The sequence below is a fragment of the Dysgonomonas sp. 511 genome (assembly GCF_010501105.1).
In the GTDB taxonomy this organism is placed as follows: domain Bacteria; phylum Bacteroidota; class Bacteroidia; order Bacteroidales; family Dysgonomonadaceae; genus Dysgonomonas.
In genome coordinates, this window is record NZ_QVMQ01000004.1 from 21,178 (window position 1) to 41,713 (window position 20,536).

Here is a 20,536-nt window from a genome sequence, read left to right on the forward strand (position 1 = left end):
AGTTGGAATTTTATAGTAAAAACGTCCTTTTTTATTCTGCGCGCAATCACAGATTGCTTGCGTTCCTTTTGGACTAAGCCCCAAGTACGTGGTAGGGTAAACACATGAAAAATAATATTCCATTTTGACTACTGTAGGGGCGAATTATCATTCGCCCGAAATAGAAAAAATCAGCGGGCGAATGATAATTCGCCCCTACAAAGCTCGGAATAGAGTTTAGATAAATTTCACGCGTTTACTCCAGGAGGGCGCGCCAGTATGTGCTAAAGAGAAAATATTTAACCGAAGATTGCTTTTATGCAGTAGCAGTATAAAAAATGAACATATAATAGCATTATGCTTTCGTAGCGGGGAATCAGCAAAGTTTCCCGCTTTTTTGTTTTTAGCCGATAAGCCGACGGTCATGCAACAACTATGTTTTACAACATGTTTTATAAGTGTTTGCTCGAATACTTATTTTTATATCTTGCAAGTGTAAAGAAGACACTTATTGTAAATCTAAATATGTTGTTAAACAAGGAAAAAGAACTTAGCATTTCATGAAAAAACCGGCATTACTCATTGCATCCCTATTTTGTATCCTGTCAGCATTTGCCCAGCAAGGGGCAAAGGTCAGCTATTTCGACCTGCAAGACGTCCGTTTATTAAACAGCCCTTTCAAGCATGCAGAAGAACTGGACAAAAAGTACCTCTTGGAACTCAATGCAGACAGGCTTCTCGCTCCATTTGTCAGAGAAGCAGGACTTCCCAAGAAGGCCGACAGCTATACCAATTGGGAAAATACAGGCCTTGACGGACACATAGGAGGACACTACCTATCGGCACTTTCGTTGATGCATGCATCTACAGGCGATGCCGCTATTAAAGAACGGCTGGACTATATGGTCGGCGAACTTAAACGCTGCCAGGATGCTAATGGAAATGGCTACATAGGCGGCGTGCCCGGAGGAAAGACTATTTGGGACGAAATAGCCGCAGGGAACATCCAGGCTTCGGGCTTCGGGCTTAATAACAGGTGGGTTCCTCTATACAATATACACAAGACATATGCCGGATTGCGCGATGCCTACCTCGTAGCAGGCAACCGGACAGCAAAAGAGATGCTCGTAAAAATGACAGACTGGGCGATAAAGCTTGTCTCTGCCCTGTCGGAAGACCAGATTCAGGATATGCTCCGTAGCGAACATGGCGGGCTGAACGAAACCTTTGCCGATGTAGCCGCCATTACCGGCGACGAAAAGTACCTGAAACTAGCGCGCCAGTTTTCGCATCAGTCGATACTAAACCCCTTGCTCAACCACGAGGACAAGCTCACCGGGATGCATGCAAACACACAGATACCAAAGGTGTTGGGCTTCAAGCGTATCGCCGACATAGAGGGTAACGAGTCGTGGTCGGAGGCTGCCCGTTTCTTTTGGGAAACCGTGGTGGAGCATCGTTCCATCTGCATTGGGGGAAATAGTGTACACGAACACTTCCATCCGGCAAACGATTTTTCGGGTATGATAACCAGCAACGAAGGCCCTGAAACTTGTAATACATATAATATGCTCAGGCTTAGCAAGATGCTTTACCAGACATCGCTGGATAAGAAATACATGGACTACTACGAAAGAGCATTGTACAATCATATACTATCCAGCCAGAACCCCAATGGCGGAGGGCTGGTCTATTTCACCCAGATGCGTCCGGGACATTACCGCGTATATTCGCAGCCGCACACCAGCATGTGGTGTTGTGTAGGATCGGGAATAGAGAACCATGCGAAATATGGCGAGATGATCTATGCCCATACTGGCAGCGAACTGTATGTAAACCTATTCATTCCTTCGATGCTAAACTGGAGGGACAAGGATGTTGAAGTTGTACAGGAGAACTCTTTCCCGGATAAAGCCAGTACCCTACTGACTATAAACCCTAAGAAAGCGACTGCCTTCACCCTCAAGTTGCGCTACCCGTCGTGGATAAAAGGCGGAAAATTCAGCGTAAGGGTGAACAACAAAGAATACAGTGCCGCCCTCGATGCTACAGGCTACCTCTCCATAAACCGGACTTGGAAGAAGGGAGATAGAGTATCTGTGGAAATGCCTATGGAGATATTCGCTGAGCAGATGCCTGATAAGTCGAATTACTACTCCATCTTCTATGGACCTATAGCACTGGCTGCCAAATCGGGTTCGGAAGACCTGCAAGGACTATTTGCCGACGACAGCCGGGGTGGTCATGTTGCACATGGCCGGCAACTTGCGCTGAAAGATATGCCTATCATTGTTAGCGAGCCGGACAAGATTGCATCGCGGATAAGCCCGGTAGAGGGTAAGCCTTTAACTTTCACATTGAGCAACCTCTATTCTGAGAAATATCCGAAGACGATGGAACTGATCCCATTCTTCCGCCTGCATGAGTCGCGATATATCATCTATTGGCCGCAAGCTACAGCCAACGAGGTGCAGAAGCTACAGGAGAAAATAGCCAAAGATGAGAAAGAACGAATGGCACTCGATGCTATCACCATAGACAAGGTGGTATGTGGTGAGCAACAGCCTGAGTCTGACCATTTCGTGCAGATGGAAAAATCCAATGCTGGCTTCTTCGAAGATATCCATTGGCGCGAGGCTAAAGGCTGGTTCAGCTACCGGATGAAGAACCCGGACAAAAGGGCGAAATCATTGTACCTGAAATACTTCGACAGGGATAAATCGCGTAGCTTCGACATATTGGTCAATGATGTGCCAGTATCTTCGATGATGCTGAACGGCGGAGAAGCCGCACCTCAATATACCATCATAGAAATCCCCGAAAGCGAGCTGAACAAACAGAGCCTAGCAGTGAAGATAATGGCAAAGGACAATTCGACGACAGGCAAAATGGTAGAGGTCAGGTTATTGAATCTTAATAAGAACCTATAATATATTAGCAAGGCCAGACTGGGAAATCTGGCCTTGCTAACTATATTACTTCAGATTGATTATGTAGGTTATTTCTTCCACAGCTTTTCCATATCCTCCAGCGTACGCCCTTTGGTTTCGGGAACCATCTTCCATACAAACAGAGCCGAAAGCACAGCCATCAGCCCATAGAAGCCATAGGTCATACCGCCGCTAAATTCCATCATCGGCGGGTAGGTAGAAGATATCAGATAGTTGGAGAACCATTGTGCAGCAACGGCAATAGCTACAGCTTGCCCCCGTATCTTATTCGGGAATATCTCAGCTATCAGTACCCAGCAAATTGGTCCCCACGACATCATAAACGATGCTGTGTAGATAATGATAAACACAAGAGTGCTGATGCCGATAATGTTGTTGAATGCCAGCCCCGATATAGCAAACATACCGATAGCCATACCGATAGATCCTGTGATAAGCAGCGGTTTGCGCCCCCATTTATCGACAGTAAGGATGGCAACAACAGTAAATACCACATTCACCAATCCCATGATAATGGTCTGCAACATAGAAGCATCTTTGGCCGCACCCATACTCTCGAATATACGCGGAGCATAATACAGGGCAACATTGATGCCGACAAATTGCTGAAACACAGACAAAAGTATCCCTATAATAATCACGGCCTTACCATAAGAGAAAAGCTTGGCTTTTACGCTTCCCGATACTGTACCTTTTATGTCGTCGAGTATCGAACTGGCTTTCTCCTTCGACCCGTTGATCTTCTCAAGTACAGCCAAAGCCTTGTCATCCTGATGTGTAAGCGCAAGGTAGCGAGGAGTTTCGGGAACGAGCAACAACAGCAAACCAAACAGGGCGGCAGGAATAGCCTCTGACGCAAACATATAGCGCCATCCTGTTTCGTTTATCCATTCTATAGTCTGTCCGCTGGCGATACCCCAGTTGACAAAATAAACGACAAGCATACCGAAGATGATAGCAAACTGGTTGAAAGATACCAGCCTGCCCCTTATCTCAGCAGGGGCTATCTCGCCTATATACATCGGGCAAACTGCCGATGCAAGGCCAACACCTATCCCTCCTAATACGCGGTAGAAATTGAATGTCCATAGTAAAGCCATACTAGGCTCACCTTGTGTAAAGAAGAGGGTTTCGGGGAATCCTGAGCCTAAAGCCGACAAGAAAAATAGCAATGCTGCCAGCAACAGCGATTTCTTACGTCCCAAACGGGAAGAAAGGAAACCGGAAAGAAGCCCTCCTATTATACAGCCTATCAATGCACTGGAAACTGTAGCGCCATGAGCAAATGCACCCAATCCCAAAGGCTCGATAAGATATGCCTGTATAGATTTTTCGGCTCCCGATATCACCGCCGTATCGTAACCAAAGAGCAAGCCTCCTATGGTCGCGACGAGCGTTATTCCAAAAATATATGCCTTGTTAAATTCGTTTTTCATTGGTCTTGATTTAGTTACAAGTTACGAGTTACGAGTTACAAGTAAACAAGACTCTAAATCAGAGAGCTTGTAACTTTTGTAACCCGTAACTCGTAACTATTTTTAAATATACATATTAACAATAGCCTCGTAAAGCTCTTGTTTTCCGCTTATTTGTTTAGGTTCGCCTACTTTGTGGGCAATTGTACGCAAGTCTTCAAGAGTCAGTTTGCCGTCTTCGAAAGCTTTTCCGTCGCCACCATCGAACGAAGCATAACGAGCCTGACGCAATTTCTTATAGTCAGAATTTTCGAGGATATCAGCAGCCACCAACAGTCCGCGTGCAAATACATCCATACCGGAAATATGAGCGATGAACAAATCGTCCATATCCGTAGAGTTGCGGCGAATCTTAGCATCGAAGTTCACACCTCCGTGCCCCAATCCACCTGCTGGAAGCATTACAAGCCATGCGTGGGCAAAGTCGTAAATATCGAGAGGGAACTGGTCGGTATCCCATCCGTTTTGATAATCTCCACGGTTGGCATCGATACTACCCAGCATACCCGCGTCTACAGCAGCTTGCAATTCGTGTTCGAATGTATGTCCAGCCAAAGTAGCATGGTTTACTTCAATATTTACTTTAAAGTCTTTATCCAGGCCATAGTTGCGAAGGAAGCCGATAACAGTTTCGGTATCGAAATCGTATTGGTGCTTCGTTGGTTCCATTGGTTTAGGCTCTATGAGGAATGTACCAGTAAAGCCTTGTTTGCGTGCATAGTCGCGAGCCATAGCAAGGAAACGGCCCAGATGATCTTTCTCGCGTTTCATGTCTGTGTTCAACAGGCTCATATAACCTTCGCGCCCTCCCCAGAACACATAGTTGGAACCACCAAGTGCGATAGTAGCATCAATAGCGTTTTTCACCTGAGTACCTGCACAAGCCACAACATCGAAATCGGGATTGGTAGAAGCACCGTTCATATAACGCTCATGGCCAAACACATTCGCTGTGCCCCAAAGAAGCTTGATGCCCGAAGCTGCCTGCTTTTCTTTTGCATAGTCTACTATAGCTTGCAGATTTTTTTCGTATTCGCCCCAGTTGTTGCCCGAACTTACAAGGTCTACATCGTGGAAACAGTAGAACGGAATATTCATTTTGGTCATAAACTCGAAAGCTGCGTCCATCTTGTATTTAGCCTGGCTGATAGCATCGTTACCGATATTCCACGGATGACGGATTGTTGCCCCTCCAAACGGGTCGCCTCCATCGGCGCACAATGTATGCCAGTATGCCATAGAAAAACGCATCCAGTCTTTCATGGTCTTGCCCATTACCACACGGTTTTCGTCGTAGAAACGGAAAGCCATTGGGTTTTTACTTTCTTTTCCTTCAAATTTGATTTTTCCAATACCCGGAAAAAACTCTTTTGTTCCTTTTAAAATTTCCATAATTTAGTTTTTATTTAATGTTTATAATTACTGCCAATCAGTAGTTGAATTATATGTTCTTTTTTATACTGCATAAACTCAATCTTGAGTTAAACTTTTTCTCTTTAGCTCATACTGCCGCGCCCTCCGGAGTAAACGCGTGAAATTTATCTAAACTCTATTCCGAGCTTTGTAGGGGCGAATTGAAAATCGACGGAGTCAATTATCATTCGCCCGAAATAGAAAAAATCAGCGGGCGAATGATAATTCGCCCCTACAGTAGTCAAAATGGAATATTATTTTTCATGTGTTTACCCTACCATACCCTTGGGGCTTTGGCCAAAAGGAACGCAAGCAATCTGTGATTGCGCGCAGTATAAAACAGAACGTTTTGCAGCTAGATTCTAACTGCTGATTCTCATAAATATCAATTTACCAGCTTGAGCCATTTGTCGTATGCCTCCCTGTACTGATCTCTTTTTCCTGTTTCCGGTTCTACTACTCCCAGTTTTTCCAATGATGCAAATGCCTCCTGCGGCGTGGCATACAACCCTATGCCAATACCAGCCCCCTTGGCCGCACCTGCCGCGCCGTCGGTATTGTAAAGCTCGATGGTAACATCGCTTACGCTGGCTAGTGTCTGCGCAAACAACGGGCTGAGGAACATATTGGCATATCCTGCCTTCACTGTACGGATGTTCATTCCCATTTGCCGCATTATTTCCATTCCATATTCGTAAGAGAAAACAATGCCCTCCTGAGCGGCACGGAGTATATCTTTCTTGTCGTGTATATTGAAATTGATGCCGTGTATCGAACAGTTCATATCTCTATTCTCAAGCACGCGCTCGGCCCCGTTGCCGAATGGGATAATGCTTACCCCTTTCGCCCCGATAGGCGACTGGGACGCCAGATTGTTCATGTCGTTGTAAGACAAACCTTCTAACGCCAGGTTGCGCTTCAGCCACGAATTGAGGATGCCTGTTCCGTTGATACAAAGCAGTACTCCCAGCCTCAATTGCTCCGGCGTATAATTTACATGGGCAAAGGTATTCACCCGCGACAGCTTGTCGTAATTCAATTGGTCGAGTACCCCATACACAACGCCCGAAGTGCCTGCTGTAGAAGCCATTTCGCCCGGCTCGAATACATTGAGCGACAGGGCATTGTTGGGCTGGTCGCCGGCACGGTACGAAACGGGTGTACCCTGTTTCAGCCCCAGTTCTTTGGCTGCCCCGGACGAAACGTAACCCTGCACACCGAATATCGGCTTTATCTCAGGGAAGAAACTTTTGGGAATGCCATAATAATTAAGGACATCTTCCGACAGGGTATTAGTCTTGAAATCCCAGAATATCCCTTCCGACATACCTTCTATAGTTACCACTATGTCGCCTGTCAGTTTCATACCTATATAGTCGCCCGGAAGCATCAGTTTGTCTATTTTTTCATAGATATGCGGCTCGTTTTCTTTCACCCATGCCAGTTTCGATGCGGTGAAATTGCCCGGCGAATTGAGTAAATGGCTCAGGCACTTTTCTTCGCCGATAGCTTTAAAGGCTTTCTCGCCATAAGGCACGGCACGGCTGTCGCACCAGATGATAGAGTCGCGCAAGACATTCTTGTCCTTATCGACCAACACCAACCCGTGCATTTGCCATGTGATGCCTATTGCCCGAATGTCTTCACCTTTGGCTCCGGCTTTCTGCATCACCGACTGGTGTGCCAACTTGAGGTTTGCCCACCAGTCGGCAGGGTCTTGCTCTGCCCATCCCGACTTAATGGCTTTTATAGCCATCTCTTCTTTCGGGAAGAAATCGGAAGCTACTATCTTGCCTGTTTCTGCGTTCACCAAGCAGGCTTTTACCGATGAACTGCCTATGTCGTATCCTAATAAATACATATATAAATTAAAAATTAAGAATTAAGAATTAAGAATTAAGAATTATAATATAATTGTTTATTATTAGATGTTGGTTTTCAACTTGTTGTTTGCTTTCCTGTCGAACTTGTAATAGCGGGCGGCACGGTGCGACACATTTGCTTGCTTCTCGTCGAGTGCCACCACATAAGGCATAGCCGCCACTTTTTTGTGGAAATTTCGTATATCTATCGTTTTATTGTAAATGGCTTCGTACAAACGATGAAGCTGGCTGATGGTGAATTTGTTAGGCAATAGTTCGAATACGATAGACGGATCATATTCTATCCATCGGCGCACTTCTATCAGCGAATCTTTTACTATTCTATTATGGTCGAATGGCATTCTGGGAACTTCATTCATCGGACACCATTCGGTTTCTTTATATTTAGATATATTGTTCAGTTTGCGGTCTATCTTGCAAAGCGACAGGTAGGCAACTGTGATAAGCCTGTTGATATTAGGCTGGTATTCTTTGTCGAGCCATTTCTTATCTTCAGTCTTGCTTGCCCTGTCGGGAGAGGCGAAGCAGCGAAACTGGCGAAGCGACATTTTCTTTATCCCTGTCAACTGGAAAAGCACACGGTTGGCGGCATCGTCAACATCCTCTTCGTCGTATATCAGGCTTCCGGGCAGTTTCAGGTCATTAGCATTCTGCTCGTCGCGCCTTACCAGAAGGATGTTAAGCTGCTCGTCGTCGAAACCGAAAACAACGCAATCTACTGATACATAGGTATGGATGAATTTTGTTTTCATGGTAATGCAAGGTGTCGCTTATTGTATTTGATACAAATATATGAAAGACAAAACATACGCCGGGTATATTCCAGTTTTATTTTTAGTTAATTAATTATATCACAGATGTTTATATTTTGTATATAATACAATAAGTATTGAGGTGTTATTGTATAGAAAACATTAATAAATGGTGATTAAAAGCCAGTTTCGGAAGTGCAATCTGCATGATTATACATCAATCAAAATATGTTAACGAAAACAATAAGAGTCTGTTTAAATTTTATAGCAAGTCTTTTTTATAGCTATTTTCAGATGTATTTTACGTGTTTTGCTCGCTGGTTTAGCGGGCTAAACCGAGAGCAAAATATGGAAAATACGCTAAAAAGAGCATAAAAAAGTTGCTAAGAACTATACTAAAGAACCTATAAGAAATCAAGCTGAAGGGTATTAACAAATTTTCATCACTTTTATTTGATTTTACTTATACTATCTGCTAGGTAATCCATATTTTTGCACGAGAAAAATACCAGAAAAACCAATACCTACTTTTCATGTCGGAAAAACAGACTTCTTCTGCCGCATTTGCAGATACAAAACCCCATTATAACATTCTCGACGGATTGCGCGGAATAGCTGCCATCACCGTAGTTTGCTTCCATTTGTTCGAGGCGTTTGCAACAAGCCATTTAGATCAGACTATAAACCACGGCTACCTGGCTGTGGATTTTTTCTTTATGCTATCGGGCTTTGTGGTAGGATATGCCTACGACGACCGTTGGAAAACGATGAAAACGAAAGACTTCATTAAACGCCGGATCATACGCCTGCAACCTATGGTTGTAATGGGAGCCATTATAGGAGGAGCCACATTTTACCTGCAAGGATGCGAGGCTTGGGGAGATACTACGCAAGTAGCGATAGGCGTACTGCTGGTAGCCACATTGGCCAATGCCATGCTGATACCGTCTACTCCGGGCTTGGAAGTGAGAGGATTGGGCGAAATGTATCCGCTGAATGGGCCTACATGGTCATTGTTTTTCGAATATATAGGCAATATCTTATATGCCTTGTTCATCCGCAGGCTTCCTACCGTAGCGCTTACAGTATTGGTTGCCGTTGCAGGATGCGGACTGGCTACATTTGCCATATTCGGGCCTTACGGGGATATCTGTGCCGGATTTCAGTTGGCGGGGACGGAATTTACAGGTGGTTTCCTCCGGCTGCTTTTCTCCTTTTCGGCAGGGCTACTCTTATCCCGCGTCTTCAAGCCTGCCAGAATCAAAGGTGCTTTCTGGTTGTGCAGCCTATCTGTAGTCGCCTTGCTGGCTGTTCCCCGCATAGGTGGCGCCGGGCATCTGTGGATGAACGGTTTGTACGACACGCTCTGCTGTATCGCATTTTTTCCGCTGATTGTATTTCTGGGCGCTTCGGGCAAGACTACCGACAAATACACAGTCGGCATATGTAAATTCCTGGGCGACATATCGTACCCGCTATATATGGTGCACTATCCTTTTATCTATATATATTATGCGTGGGTAAAAAACGAAAACCTTACGTTTACCGAATCTTTGCCCGGAGCTATAGCCTTAGTGGTGGGAAGTATCCTATTAGCCTATGCCTGCATGAAACTTTACGATGAACCGGTTCGCAGGTATTTGACAAAAATCTTCTTGAAAAAATAAGGTTTAACCACAAAGAAAACAAAGCCTTACACAAAGTTCACAAGGAAAATCCATAATTAACTGATATCTAAGCTCTATTATATCGAACTTACGTTACCATAAAGGTAATCAAAGCCGAATAATAAAATTACAGCATTCCCATCCGAAAACGGGAATGCTGTAAACATTATAAGGAATTTTTGTTCTTCTTATCCGACCAATAGCCTATTGGTATCAGAAATACCTGTAACCGGCTTTCTTCAAGGCATCTTTACTATCTGATACAGGAACTATCGTAAACGCCCATTTATATTCCTGATCGGAGTATATGGTAGCCTCTAGTGTAGGGCGTGCGCCCCAGCTATCGAAACCTCCCACACCCTGTTGACGCCAGTCGAGGCATATCTCTACATAATTGCGGGGTGCTATATCTATAGCGTGAGTCTGCTTGCGCAATACATCTTTGGCTGTCGCCTCGTTACGGTTGGCAATCTCTTCTTCCGAGAAATTAGTCCATTGATATGGAGCGTCCGATTCCTGAGCGTCGAAGTCTTCTACCGAATTTCTTAATGCATTGAATGCTACCAGGTCTTCGCCGATAACGAGCAATCCTTTTCCATTTTGAGAAGTTGCCGACATCCATCTTGTTTCGGTATGATGCCCATTTTCCTGAGGACGTACATACGGATAATACATATCCCAAGCTTTTGCCTTATACAATCCAACCAACGTACCTTTGTGGCGGTCGATATAATTCTCTTCCGGCCCACGCCCGAAATACTGGATATTATCCATTGCGGCAGGCAGGCGGAAGCGTATTCCTATACGGGGAACTTCCAGTATTTTTCTCCGGTCTGCATCTGCCTTTGCCTTAGGGGTAAAGGTTGCTGCCAACTCGGCTTCCGACTTTTCTGTTTTTCCCGATTCTTTGTTTAATGGCGTAAATCTTGCCGATACATTCATTATTCCCGAAGATAATATCCTGTATTCGGTAATGTAATGGTTGCCGGCAGCCAACAGGTAATCGACCGTCAAGATGGCTTCTCCTTTGTCTTCCCTTACTTTATAGTCGGCAATCTTGAAGTCTTTGCTCGACTGTTTCCATATCTGTAAGCGTTTAGGCGCACCATTTCCATAGTCGTTATCGTTTGGTGCACGCCAGAAGTTAGGCTGTATGCCAAAGCCATTGTCGAAATATTCGGTTCCTTTCACTTTGTATGAAGTTGCCACTCCTTTGCGGGTATCGAATGCGAACTGAATATCTTTGGAAGATATATTTATTATACCATTCTCGTCTGATACCGTGATTGGGCTTTGATTTGCTTGTTTGAACAGTTCTTTTTCTGCACTTACCGGCAATTGGAACTGGTCGTATGCGATAGTGTGCCCTACAGGGATCAGCTGTTCGGGGTGTTTAGTAGTTACTTCAAAATTGATAAAGTATTCTGCACCCGGCTCCGGCTTCAATGCCGATACAGGAATTGTTACTACCTGCGTTTGCTGAGGTGCAAGAGACAGTTTTAGTACATCTTCTTTCAGCAATTTTTCATTCTTGCGTATCTGGTATTTTATATGATAGCCCGAAAGGTCGGTAAAGTAGAAACGGTTTGTAATCTCTATTTGTCCTTTGCTCAGGTCAACAGCCTTGAAGCCTATATTCTGATGCGTATATTTAACTTCGTTCATTGCCGGGTGTGGAATCTGGTCGGCTCCTATCAGTCCATCGGCAACGAAGTTGCCATCCGACGGGGCATCCTTGCCAAAGTCGCCGCCATAGGCCCAAAATTCTTTTCCGTCTTTGCTTTTCGCCAGCAAAGCGTGGTCTATCCATTCCCAGATATAGCCCCCTTGCAGATGTGGGTATTTATAGATTGCGTTCCATTGTCCATAAAGGTCGCCGGTAGAGTTGCCCATCGCATGCGCATACTCGGATGGAACAACAGGGCGGTCGGCTCCCGAACGGCCTATTTCTTCGAACCATGCAGTTGATGGATACTGAGGCACATACATATCGGTATTCCATTCCCATAGGGCGCGTTCGTAGTTTACAGGGCGGTTCATCAGTTCTTGCTCTTTCTTTTTCAGCCATAAGTAGGTCTGGTAAAAGTTGTAACCGTTTCCGGCCTCATTGCCGAGCGACCAGAAAGCAATACTCGGATAGTTCTTATTCCGTTCGTACATATTGCGTGTGCGGTCGATATGGTTTTCGAGCCAATCGGGATTGTTACCCAGCGAGCCCCCTTTCCTAAGGTCGTAGCGCATTCCGTGCGATTCGATATTGGCTTCGTCGTAAACATACAAGCCATAGATATCACACATTTCGTAGAAACGGCGGTCTTGCGGATAATGGCTCAGCCTTACACTGTTTATGTTGTTTTGTTTCATCAACTCGAAGTTGCGGCGCATCTGTTCGGGAGTCACATAATGCCCTGTGTACGGGCTGGTTTCGTGTATATTTACCCCTTTAATTTTGATTGGCTGCCCGTTGACGTACAACAAGACCTGTTTTTTTCCGTTTATCACATGGTCGCTCTCTTTGATTTCTATGCGGCGGAAACCTACATGGTACGGCACATATTCTGTTGTTTTCCCATCTTGCTCTATCATCATTAACAGCCTGTATAAGTTAGGATGCTCGGATGTCCATGTTTTGACAGAAGCAAGGTCGCCGGCAAAATCAACCGTATTGATGTTGTTTGCTCCGATATTTATGTCTTTTGCTCCCGATAACACCGGCCTCGACTCACCATCTAACAATTGATAGCTTACCTTAGCCAAAGAAGAGGTATTTTTGGTATTTTTCACATCAATACTTAGCTTGAAAATTCCATCCTTATAGCTATCGCTGAGCGTAGATATAACCCGGAAGTCTTGAATAGCTGTCTTTGCTTGCGACCACAGGAATACATCGCGCTCGAAACCGCTCATCCTGAAAAAGTCCTGGCATTCGAGGTACGAGCCCGTGCTCCAGCGATACATTTTTACTGTTAATGTGTTTTCCCCATTTTGCAAATATGGGTTTAACAAAAATTCGGCCGGGTCTTTCGAGTCTTCGCTATACCCTACTTCTTTGCCATTCAGGTAAACATATACACCCGACTTTGCCGCTGCCATATGCAGGTAAATATCGCGTCCGCCCCAATCGGCGGGTATCTCTATTGTCCGCCGGTACACGCCCACGGGTGTTGCGTCGGGCAAGAGTGGGGGCTGGGGATTTCTCGGTTGCCATTCGTATGGCTGGTTTACATATATAGCTGTACCAAACCCCTGAATTTCCCAGTTGCCGGGCACTTTTATAGTATGCCATTTTACGTTATTCGCCGGCTCGGTAATATTGCCGGGCAATTGCCTTTGGTCTTCGGTATAATAGAAGTCCCACGTTCCGTTGAGCGACTTGTAGTAGCTGCTATGTTCATATTCTTCACTTAGGGCATTTTCCTTATTCCCGTAGGTCATAAAAGAAGATCGCGGAGCCTGCTTATTTACAGAAAGCACGTGCATGTTGCGCCAATAAGGTGTTGAATTTTGCGCTACGGCACTCGTTAATAATGAGAGTAGGACAATTAGTCCTGATAAACAATATTTCATGATGTAGGTTAATTAATTGACGGCTTAAAGTTAGATTATTTTGTTCAATCTAGCTGTATTTATCTGTGTTAATAATAAAACCAGCCTGCCTTTTTTAAAGTCAGAATAAGAAAATATAGCTATTGAATTGTAAATGGATATGAATTTTTAACAAAACAAACTATTTTTCAATCAAATAGCAGTAAATCAGGAGTTTGATTTGTTGAAATAAGCCGATATTTTCATGTATTCAGCTTGTGGAAAAACAACAACTCCTGTTTTTGTCGAAAAATCCTTTCTTATTACTTTATTTTTTCATAACTTTGTGTCCAATTTTCACTTTTTAAACCGGAGCACAATATTGCGATTAAATTATCACAAACAAGAAACAAACCTTGTACGGTTTGCAAACCTAAGGCTATCTTGGGTAATAATTCTCTTTTGGCTTGGAATTATTTATGTTATCGGAGCGGTAAATACATCAACAACAACAATAACAAACAGTGAGTTTACCGAAATTTCCATACCATCCGATACCTCCCCGCCAAAGGTTGTACGCATATATTATCGCGTAAACCGAACGGAGATCGATCCAGGATATATGAACAATGCCCATACGTTGGAGATTATAAACCAAATGTTTGCCAACGTAATACTAGAAGAAGATGATTTCATTGTCATCACCAGTGCCGCTTCGCCCGAGGGCGGTTTTGATAACAACGAACATCTAGCTAAAGAACGAGCAATTTCACTCAAAAACTACATAAGACAAAAATTTCCACATATAAAAGACAGCCAATTTATAACATTCCCCCTAGCCGAAAACTGGGACGGAATGAAAGAACTGATAGAAAAAGATGATAATGTGCCCGCCCGCAAACAGTTGCTCAAAATACTAGAAAGCAAGCTGAGCCGGGAAAGTCAAAAAATCAGGATAAAAAGACTAAATGACGGAAAGACCTATGCGTATTTATTAGAACATATACTGCCCTATCTACGGGGAAGTGCCACCACTACGATATATTCGAAGAGGAACGAACTGCACTTTAAAAAAGATACAATAGAAATAGTCCGTGTCGATACGGTTTGTTTCGATCCGGCATTGCCAAAAACCAAAAGGCCGTTCGTCATGGCAATCAGAAACAACCTGATCTACGATGCCGCGCTATTGCCCAACCTGGCCATCGAAATCCCTTTCGGCCGCGATTACCGTTGGTCGGTAGGAATAGAAGGCAACTGGTCGTGGTGGAACACCAATGCCAATACCTACTATTACCACCGTATACAGATGGCCGGCGTAGAATTGCGCCACTGGTTTGGCAACAAAGCAAAAAGACCGCTGACAGGATGGTACCTGGGAGCATACGGATATGGAGGCACTTACGACGTAAGGTTGTTTACCAAAAAGAAGAGCGACATGGGGCAACTCAGCAATTGGAGCTACTCGGCAGGCCTGACCCTCGGATACTCCATGCGTATATCCAAACGGTTCAATCTCGAATTTGGAATTGGTGCCGGATACTTCGGTGGCAAATACCACAAATACAACGTGAGCGACTGTGCGGGATGTACCTTCCCCAAACGAAGCACACACGACCGCAAATATTGGGGGCCCACCAAAGCCGGCATTTCGCTGGTATGGCTGATAGGCAATGTAAACCAAAATAAAAAAACGGAGGAGCAACAACGATGAAAAAGATATACTACCTGCTCCTGCTCCTGCTCATCGCAGTATCGTGCAAAAACAAAGACTTGTGCGAAGACGGGCCGTGCATCGAAGGCAATGTCACCATCAAGGTGGTTGTAAACTGGGAAAACCCCGAAAACGAGGCGCGTCCTATGCGTATGAATATATTCTCGATGAGCGACGGTGTTTCCGACTACGGCATAGACCAGATACCCATTGGCGGAGTAAAATACATCACGCTGGTAGAAAGCGCAGCCTACAGGCCATACTGCTACGATTATTACGCAGACATATACTTCCGCAACGAAACCACGCCCAAATTATTCGAGGCATATTGCGCCGAAGCCTCGCGTGCCACATATAACGAACTGGCTACACCCGTGGAAGGCGAACGCACAGTGATGGATCCGCGCGGCGACTTCTATGTGCATTCGTGGCTCAAAAATTTCGACGTCGTATTTTGCCAAGACTCGGTACTGGTGCTCAACTTTTACCCCAAAAATATACTCCGCCGGTTTACTTACCGTGTCAACGGCATAAAGGGCGAAAAGTTTATCGGTAGCGCACGCGGAGCCATATCGGGCATGGCAGCCACATACTTTTTCTATACCGGCGAGCTGACCACCGAGCGTTCGACCGTATTGTTCGAAAACTCGACTGTGGGCACCGACGAAAATGGCAGAGGCTACATCGAAGGCGACTTTTATACATTCGGACCGGTATATCCCTACCAAAACAGGTTTACGATAGAGATACTGGCCAAAGGCAGCAAATACTTTACAGCCTACTGGGACGTATCGGGTCAGATAAACGAATCGATGACCGACCGCCCCGCAAAACTGGCGCGCGATGGATACGACATATTGATAGACAACGACATAGACACAGATATTCCCGAAATACCGGATCCAGGAGAAGGTAGCGGAGACGGTGGAGGCTTCGAAATCGGAGTCGGAGATTGGAATAATGTGGATATTTATTTATAAAAACAAACTAGTCAAATTTATTAAAACAAATTACCAAAATGAAAAAGTTATTTTTATTTGCAGCAACAATTGCTCTTATGTTGGCCTCTTGTTCCAACGATGAAGACTTGGGTGCTACGTACACCGGGGCAGACGGAGCCATCGAGTTCCGCACACTGACCAACAAAGGCGCGAAAGCTGCCATCACAGACGAAACAAACATCCTGAGCTTTACCGTTACAGGTATAAAAATGACCCAAGGGGGAACTCCTGCCTTTGACGGTTACCTATTTAATGCATTTGGTATTACACGAGGCGAAGGCGACAACTGGGATTATGCTCCAAAACGCTTTTGGCCGGCTGATCGTACAGTAGACTTCTATGCCTACAGTCCATCGTCGTCCAAGAACGTAACATCTGGAGAGGGGCTTACTGATTACGACGCATCAAGTAAAAAAACGATTGCTTACACTGTTCCCGACATTGCTCTTAACAATGCGCAAGAAGACTTCCTGGTAGCCAGAGTTACAGGTCAGGATAAAACTACGGGACCTGTTAAACTGAACTTTCACCATGCACTTTCGCGCATTATGTTCTTTGCCAAAACTACTCAAACAAAAGTAACTTATACTATTGACAAAATTGAGTTAATCAACTTGTCTAAATCAGGAACGTTGGACTTGACAAATGCAGGAATAAAAGAGACAGGAGCATTGGACTATACAGTTACTACTCCACTTGTTCTATGGACAGCAACCGGAAGTAAAGGAGATTATACAGCAGACATGAGTGAGTCGCCTATAAAATTAGCTAGCGACGACTACAAGTCGGTATTAGGTAAAACCGGTGCAATGTTAGTATTGCCACAACAAACCGAACTTGCTACATTAACAGACGACTACACTGGTCCCGCTACCGATAAATTTGCAATAGCTGTATCATATAAAGCTTATGATGGCGACATTGTTTATGCAAACAGAACAAAATTCTTCGCTGTAAAAGGTAGTGATGCTGCTACCGGTATCGCATTCGAAATGGGGCGTCAATACAACTTCTACCTAGGCTTTGGTGAAGATATAGAAGGAGAAATCGACTTCCAAGTAGGTGTAAGCGACTGGACCACCAATGTAGATATTCACCCGGAATTGGATGATTACTCTAGTTTTATTCAGAACTTCAAAGGTAATGGCAATGTTACGCTCTATACGGATAAGGCTGGAGCAAGTGGGGACGAATACACGCTTCCAACAGGTAAAGTTACTAAAGCCGACCTTGCGAAGGTAAAATATATTAAAACAACAGGTACAACTCTACAGTTTGATGGTCTTGAATACTTTGAAAACTTAGAGAAGCTATGGATTGAAAACGCAAACGCCTCTCAGGATATAGATGCTTCTAAAAATGCAAAACTTAGCGAATTTTATTTATACTACACCATTAAACTCGGCGATGTAAACCTTTCAAACACAGCTTTAACGCTAATAAAAGGAGGTGCACCTACTGTTAAAAATTTGAATGTATCAAATACACAGCTTACACAGTATTGCTCCTCTACTGCAGAAGAAATAGAATTGACAGGTATCAATGTTACAGGAACATTAAACATGTCAAATTGTGGACTTTCAAAAGGTGTAACGATTAGTAGTAGTGGTCTAGCCAAATTAACACCAGATACAGAGATAAACCTGTCTGGAAATGAGCTTACTACATTTGAGATACCTACAGGTGTAAATATAAAAAAGTTAGATTTGTCGAACAATAGGTTAACTACATTAACAGTGCCTGCTAGTGGTTCTAGCTTCACGATTGAGAGTCTGAACCTGTCAAACAACCTGTTCAAAACATTGAATTTCAATGATTGTAAGATTGCTGGTACTTTGGATGTGTCAAACAACAGCAAGCTTACAGATTTAACGTTTACTGCGACAGGTAGTACCGGTTCCCCCCTATATATTAATATAGCAAATGTAAATGCAGCAGGAAATACGTTGTTGCAGAAAGTAAAATTCGTTGATGGTAAGTACAACTGTATTCTATTAAAAGAGTTGGACATACGTGACAGTAAGAATTTCACTCTAGTTGATGCACGACACGGCATAATAGAGAAGTTGACTGTATGGCCAGGATGTACATGGAATGATGTAAAAGATAGACTTAATGTTGCTGGTGGAAACGGGCAAGGAGAGATAAAAGCAGTATATGCTGCCGGTAGCAGCACATCTTTAGGCAAAAAGCCCCAACCTTAGTCTGCACCTTTGTGCACACTAACTCTCATATTTCGGAAGGGGCACCTGCCCCTTCCGTTTACACTTCTTCAAACAACAGTTATCTATAAAACGTCACGATGCAAACAATCAGCCGATGCAGTATAAATAGTTGGGGACCGGTATGGTTCCTCCTTAGTGTTTTATTCTTTGCCGGATGCTCCGGCAACGACGATGGCACAGGCAATCCGAACGAGGGTAGCGCCATAGCTTTCGATTGTTCTGCTTCGGATATGCGTGCAGCAAAAACCACTGCCGCCGACATGCAGTACTTCCGCATATCGGCCATTTGGAACAAAGGCAACGGAGTCTACGCCTCCTTTATGGACAAGCAGTTGGTAGAAAGAGACGGCGACAACTGGGTGTATTCGCCCGTAAAATACTGGCCGGGCTATGGCACGGTAAGCTTCTTTGCCTACTCTCCGGCAACACTGTCGGGGCTCGATCTGCTCTATATAGAAAATAGCAGCAACGAGGCCTCATTCGAATATACCGTAAGCAAGAACTATCAGGAGCAGGAAGACTTTATGGTAGCCTCTAACCTCGACAAAAACGGAAACCCTATCCGGCTATACTTCGAGCATGCGCTTGCCGGCGTCTATTTTCGGGCACGAAGTGGCGAGGCGGGTGTCTCGTTCCGCATCCGGGAGATAAAGCTGACCGGCATATACAGCAAAGGTATCCTTACCGGGATTCCCAACGAAGAAACGAAAACATCGGACTGGACGTGGTATGGGCAATCGGGCGCAACAAGCTATGTTGTATATCAGAAATACCCTTTCGAAACGCAAGGCGACGAATATGGCGATGTTGGCGATTTGATGGTGCTTCCGCAAGGGCAAGACCAGGATATAAATGTGCCACCTATCAAGATTGAGGTGCTCTACGACATCGTGGGAGGCGCAGCCGACCAGATAAGGACGTATGAGCTCGAGAAGTCTTTCACCTTCGAAAAAGGGAGGAAATATACACTCCATCTCACTCTGGATACTCAAGCATCTTCGTTATCGCAAAAGCAATACGCTGGTATGACTGCAAAGTCTGGGCTCTACATTGCGAGCGAGCCAACGGAAAGTAGATAGCGTGGTGGTGCGTGCTATAAAACAAGAAATCTCTGCAAATATCAGCTTGCAGAGTTTTTTTATTGATCCATGAGCAGATTTATGAAAATCCAGAGCCCGCTCCGTAGCAATTGCCGTACCATAAAAACAAAGATTCCTGCAAATCAACGATTTACAGGAATCTTTGTTGTCTCACTAGGATTCGAACCTAGACAGGCAGAACCAAAATCTGCAGTGCTACCATTACACCATGAGACAATCTCTATTGCCATAAAAGCGGTACAAAAGTATAAGTTTTTTGTGAAAAAACAAAATTATTCAGACTTTTATGAAAAATAATTTCAACTTTGCCCGCTACAGGCGTTTATCCAAGTAAAAAGGGCAGTCAAACCGAATTTGCCACCCTTAATTTCATCTTTTACAATTGCAAGCCTACAGTGCCGACAGTTCAGCTCCCGCTTTAAATTTAACAACTTTCTTAGCAGGGATATCAATAACTGCTTTGGTTCTAGGATTGATACCTTTTCTTGCTGCCTTTTCTGTAACAGAGAATGTTCCAAAGCCAACCAATGCGACTTTACCTCCGCCTTTTACTTCTTCTGCTACCGATTCGATAAACGCTTCCAAAGCCTTTTTTGAATCCACCTTGCTCAAGCCTGATTTTTCAGCAATTGCATTAATAAGTTCTGTCTTATTCATAATACTTTTTAATGATTAATTAAACGTTATATAACATTGCATCCTATCTCTAATAAAACCTTCTGAACCTCAAATATAACGGTTTTATTTAATAATAATGTAAAAATTAGAGAAAAACTACGTGCAAATCAGAAAATATGTAAAAGTCGCCCAATGTTGTCTCAGTAAGGAAGAAAAGCATTAATTTTGAAGCT

At 44.2% G+C, this 20,536-nt stretch carries 12 protein-coding genes; 6 read left to right on the forward strand and 6 right to left on the reverse strand.

The genetic code is table 11. The features are described 5' to 3' along the window. The first annotated feature begins 539 nt into the window (after positions 1 to 539). A complete protein-coding gene (locus tag D0T57_RS02820) occupies positions 540 to 2,909 on the forward strand; it encodes a glycoside hydrolase family 127 protein (RefSeq protein ID WP_163270679.1) in 2,370 nt (789 codons plus the stop codon). 68 nt (positions 2,910 to 2,977) lie between these two features. On the opposite strand, the gene xylE is transcribed toward D0T57_RS02820, so the two are convergent. The 4 genes from xylE to D0T57_RS02840 all read right to left on the reverse strand — a co-directional run bounded on the left by xylE (position 2,978) and on the right by D0T57_RS02840 (position 8,453). Next, entirely contained in the window at positions 2,978 to 4,366 is a 1,389-nt protein-coding gene (xylE, locus tag D0T57_RS02825) for a D-xylose transporter XylE (protein WP_163270681.1), read from the reverse strand. 102 nt (positions 4,367 to 4,468) lie between these two features. After that, positions 4,469 to 5,797, reverse strand: a complete 1,329-nt coding sequence (xylA, locus tag D0T57_RS02830) for a xylose isomerase (protein ID WP_163270683.1) — start codon at positions 5,795 to 5,797, stop codon at positions 4,469 to 4,471. Between the two features lie 406 nt (positions 5,798 to 6,203). Next, positions 6,204 to 7,679, reverse strand: a complete 1,476-nt coding sequence (locus D0T57_RS02835; protein WP_163270685.1) for a xylulokinase — start codon at positions 7,677 to 7,679, stop codon at positions 6,204 to 6,206. Between the two features lie 63 nt (positions 7,680 to 7,742). Then, positions 7,743 to 8,453: an NUDIX domain-containing protein gene (locus D0T57_RS02840; RefSeq protein ID WP_163270687.1), complete on the reverse strand. Its 711-nt coding sequence runs from the start codon at positions 8,451 to 8,453 to the stop codon at positions 7,743 to 7,745. Positions 8,454 to 8,986: 533 nt separating this feature from the next. On the opposite strand from D0T57_RS02840, the gene D0T57_RS02845 reads away from it, so the two are divergent. Continuing rightward, complete coding sequence (locus D0T57_RS02845) at positions 8,987 to 10,120, forward strand: acyltransferase (RefSeq protein WP_163270689.1); 1,134 nt, start codon at positions 8,987 to 8,989, stop codon at positions 10,118 to 10,120. 213 nt (positions 10,121 to 10,333) lie between these two features. Here the strand turns inward: D0T57_RS02845 and D0T57_RS02850 are convergent, their stop codons facing one another. Then, positions 10,334 to 13,600 (reverse strand): glycoside hydrolase family 2 TIM barrel-domain containing protein, encoded by a 3,267-nt coding sequence (locus D0T57_RS02850; RefSeq protein WP_255490473.1) that lies wholly within the window; start codon positions 13,598 to 13,600, stop codon positions 10,334 to 10,336. Positions 13,601 to 14,267: 667 nt separating this feature from the next. On the opposite strand from D0T57_RS02850, the gene D0T57_RS02855 reads away from it, so the two are divergent. The 4 genes from D0T57_RS02855 to D0T57_RS02870 all read left to right on the forward strand — a co-directional run bounded on the left by D0T57_RS02855 (position 14,268) and on the right by D0T57_RS02870 (position 19,664). Beyond that, on the forward strand, positions 14,268 to 15,359 hold the full coding sequence (locus tag D0T57_RS02855; RefSeq protein ID WP_163270693.1) for a DUF3575 domain-containing protein: 1,092 nt from the start codon (positions 14,268 to 14,270) through the stop codon (positions 15,357 to 15,359). Then, the gene (locus tag D0T57_RS02860; RefSeq protein WP_163270695.1) at positions 15,356 to 16,339 is read left to right on the forward strand and encodes a DUF5119 domain-containing protein; all 984 of its coding nucleotides are present in this window, start codon (positions 15,356 to 15,358) and stop codon (positions 16,337 to 16,339) included. Before D0T57_RS02855 ends, D0T57_RS02860 begins: the two co-directional genes overlap by 4 nt. 38 nt (positions 16,340 to 16,377) lie before the next feature. Further along, entirely contained in the window at positions 16,378 to 18,564 is a 2,187-nt protein-coding gene (locus tag D0T57_RS02865) for a fimbrillin family protein (protein WP_163270697.1), read from the forward strand. 98 nt (positions 18,565 to 18,662) lie between these two features. Further along, positions 18,663 to 19,664 carry a fimbrillin family protein gene (locus tag D0T57_RS02870; protein WP_163270699.1) on the forward strand — a complete coding sequence of 334 codons (1,002 nt, stop codon included), beginning with the start codon at positions 18,663 to 18,665 and terminating at the stop codon, positions 19,662 to 19,664. Positions 19,665 to 20,075: 411 nt separating this feature from the next. On the opposite strand, the gene D0T57_RS02875 is transcribed toward D0T57_RS02870, so the two are convergent. Further along, the gene (locus D0T57_RS02875; RefSeq protein ID WP_163270701.1) at positions 20,076 to 20,342 is read right to left on the reverse strand and encodes an HU family DNA-binding protein; all 267 of its coding nucleotides are present in this window, start codon (positions 20,340 to 20,342) and stop codon (positions 20,076 to 20,078) included. Positions 20,343 to 20,536 lie beyond the last annotated feature (194 nt).

Excerpts from the sequence above, each read along its gene's own strand:
- D0T57_RS02820 (WP_163270679.1), top strand. The coding sequence starts at position 540 with ATGAAAAAACCGGCATTACTCATTGCATCCCTATTTTGTATCCTGTCA.
- xylE (WP_163270681.1), bottom strand. The coding sequence starts at position 4,366 with ATGAAAAACGAATTTAACAAGGCATATATTTTTGGAATAACGCTCGTC.
- xylA (WP_163270683.1), bottom strand. The coding sequence starts at position 5,797 with ATGGAAATTTTAAAAGGAACAAAAGAGTTTTTTCCGGGTATTGGAAAA.
- D0T57_RS02835 (WP_163270685.1), bottom strand. The coding sequence starts at position 7,679 with ATGTATTTATTAGGATACGACATAGGCAGTTCATCGGTAAAAGCCTGC.
- D0T57_RS02840 (WP_163270687.1), bottom strand. The coding sequence starts at position 8,453 with ATGAAAACAAAATTCATCCATACCTATGTATCAGTAGATTGCGTTGTT.
- D0T57_RS02845 (WP_163270689.1), top strand. The coding sequence starts at position 8,987 with ATGTCGGAAAAACAGACTTCTTCTGCCGCATTTGCAGATACAAAACCC.
- D0T57_RS02850 (WP_255490473.1), bottom strand. The coding sequence starts at position 13,600 with ATGCACGTGCTTTCTGTAAATAAGCAGGCTCCGCGATCTTCTTTTATG.
- D0T57_RS02855 (WP_163270693.1), top strand. The coding sequence starts at position 14,268 with ATGAACAATGCCCATACGTTGGAGATTATAAACCAAATGTTTGCCAAC.
- D0T57_RS02860 (WP_163270695.1), top strand. The coding sequence starts at position 15,356 with ATGAAAAAGATATACTACCTGCTCCTGCTCCTGCTCATCGCAGTATCG.
- D0T57_RS02865 (WP_163270697.1), top strand. The coding sequence starts at position 16,378 with ATGAAAAAGTTATTTTTATTTGCAGCAACAATTGCTCTTATGTTGGCC.
- D0T57_RS02870 (WP_163270699.1), top strand. The coding sequence starts at position 18,663 with ATGCAAACAATCAGCCGATGCAGTATAAATAGTTGGGGACCGGTATGG.
- D0T57_RS02875 (WP_163270701.1), bottom strand. The coding sequence starts at position 20,342 with ATGAATAAGACAGAACTTATTAATGCAATTGCTGAAAAATCAGGCTTG.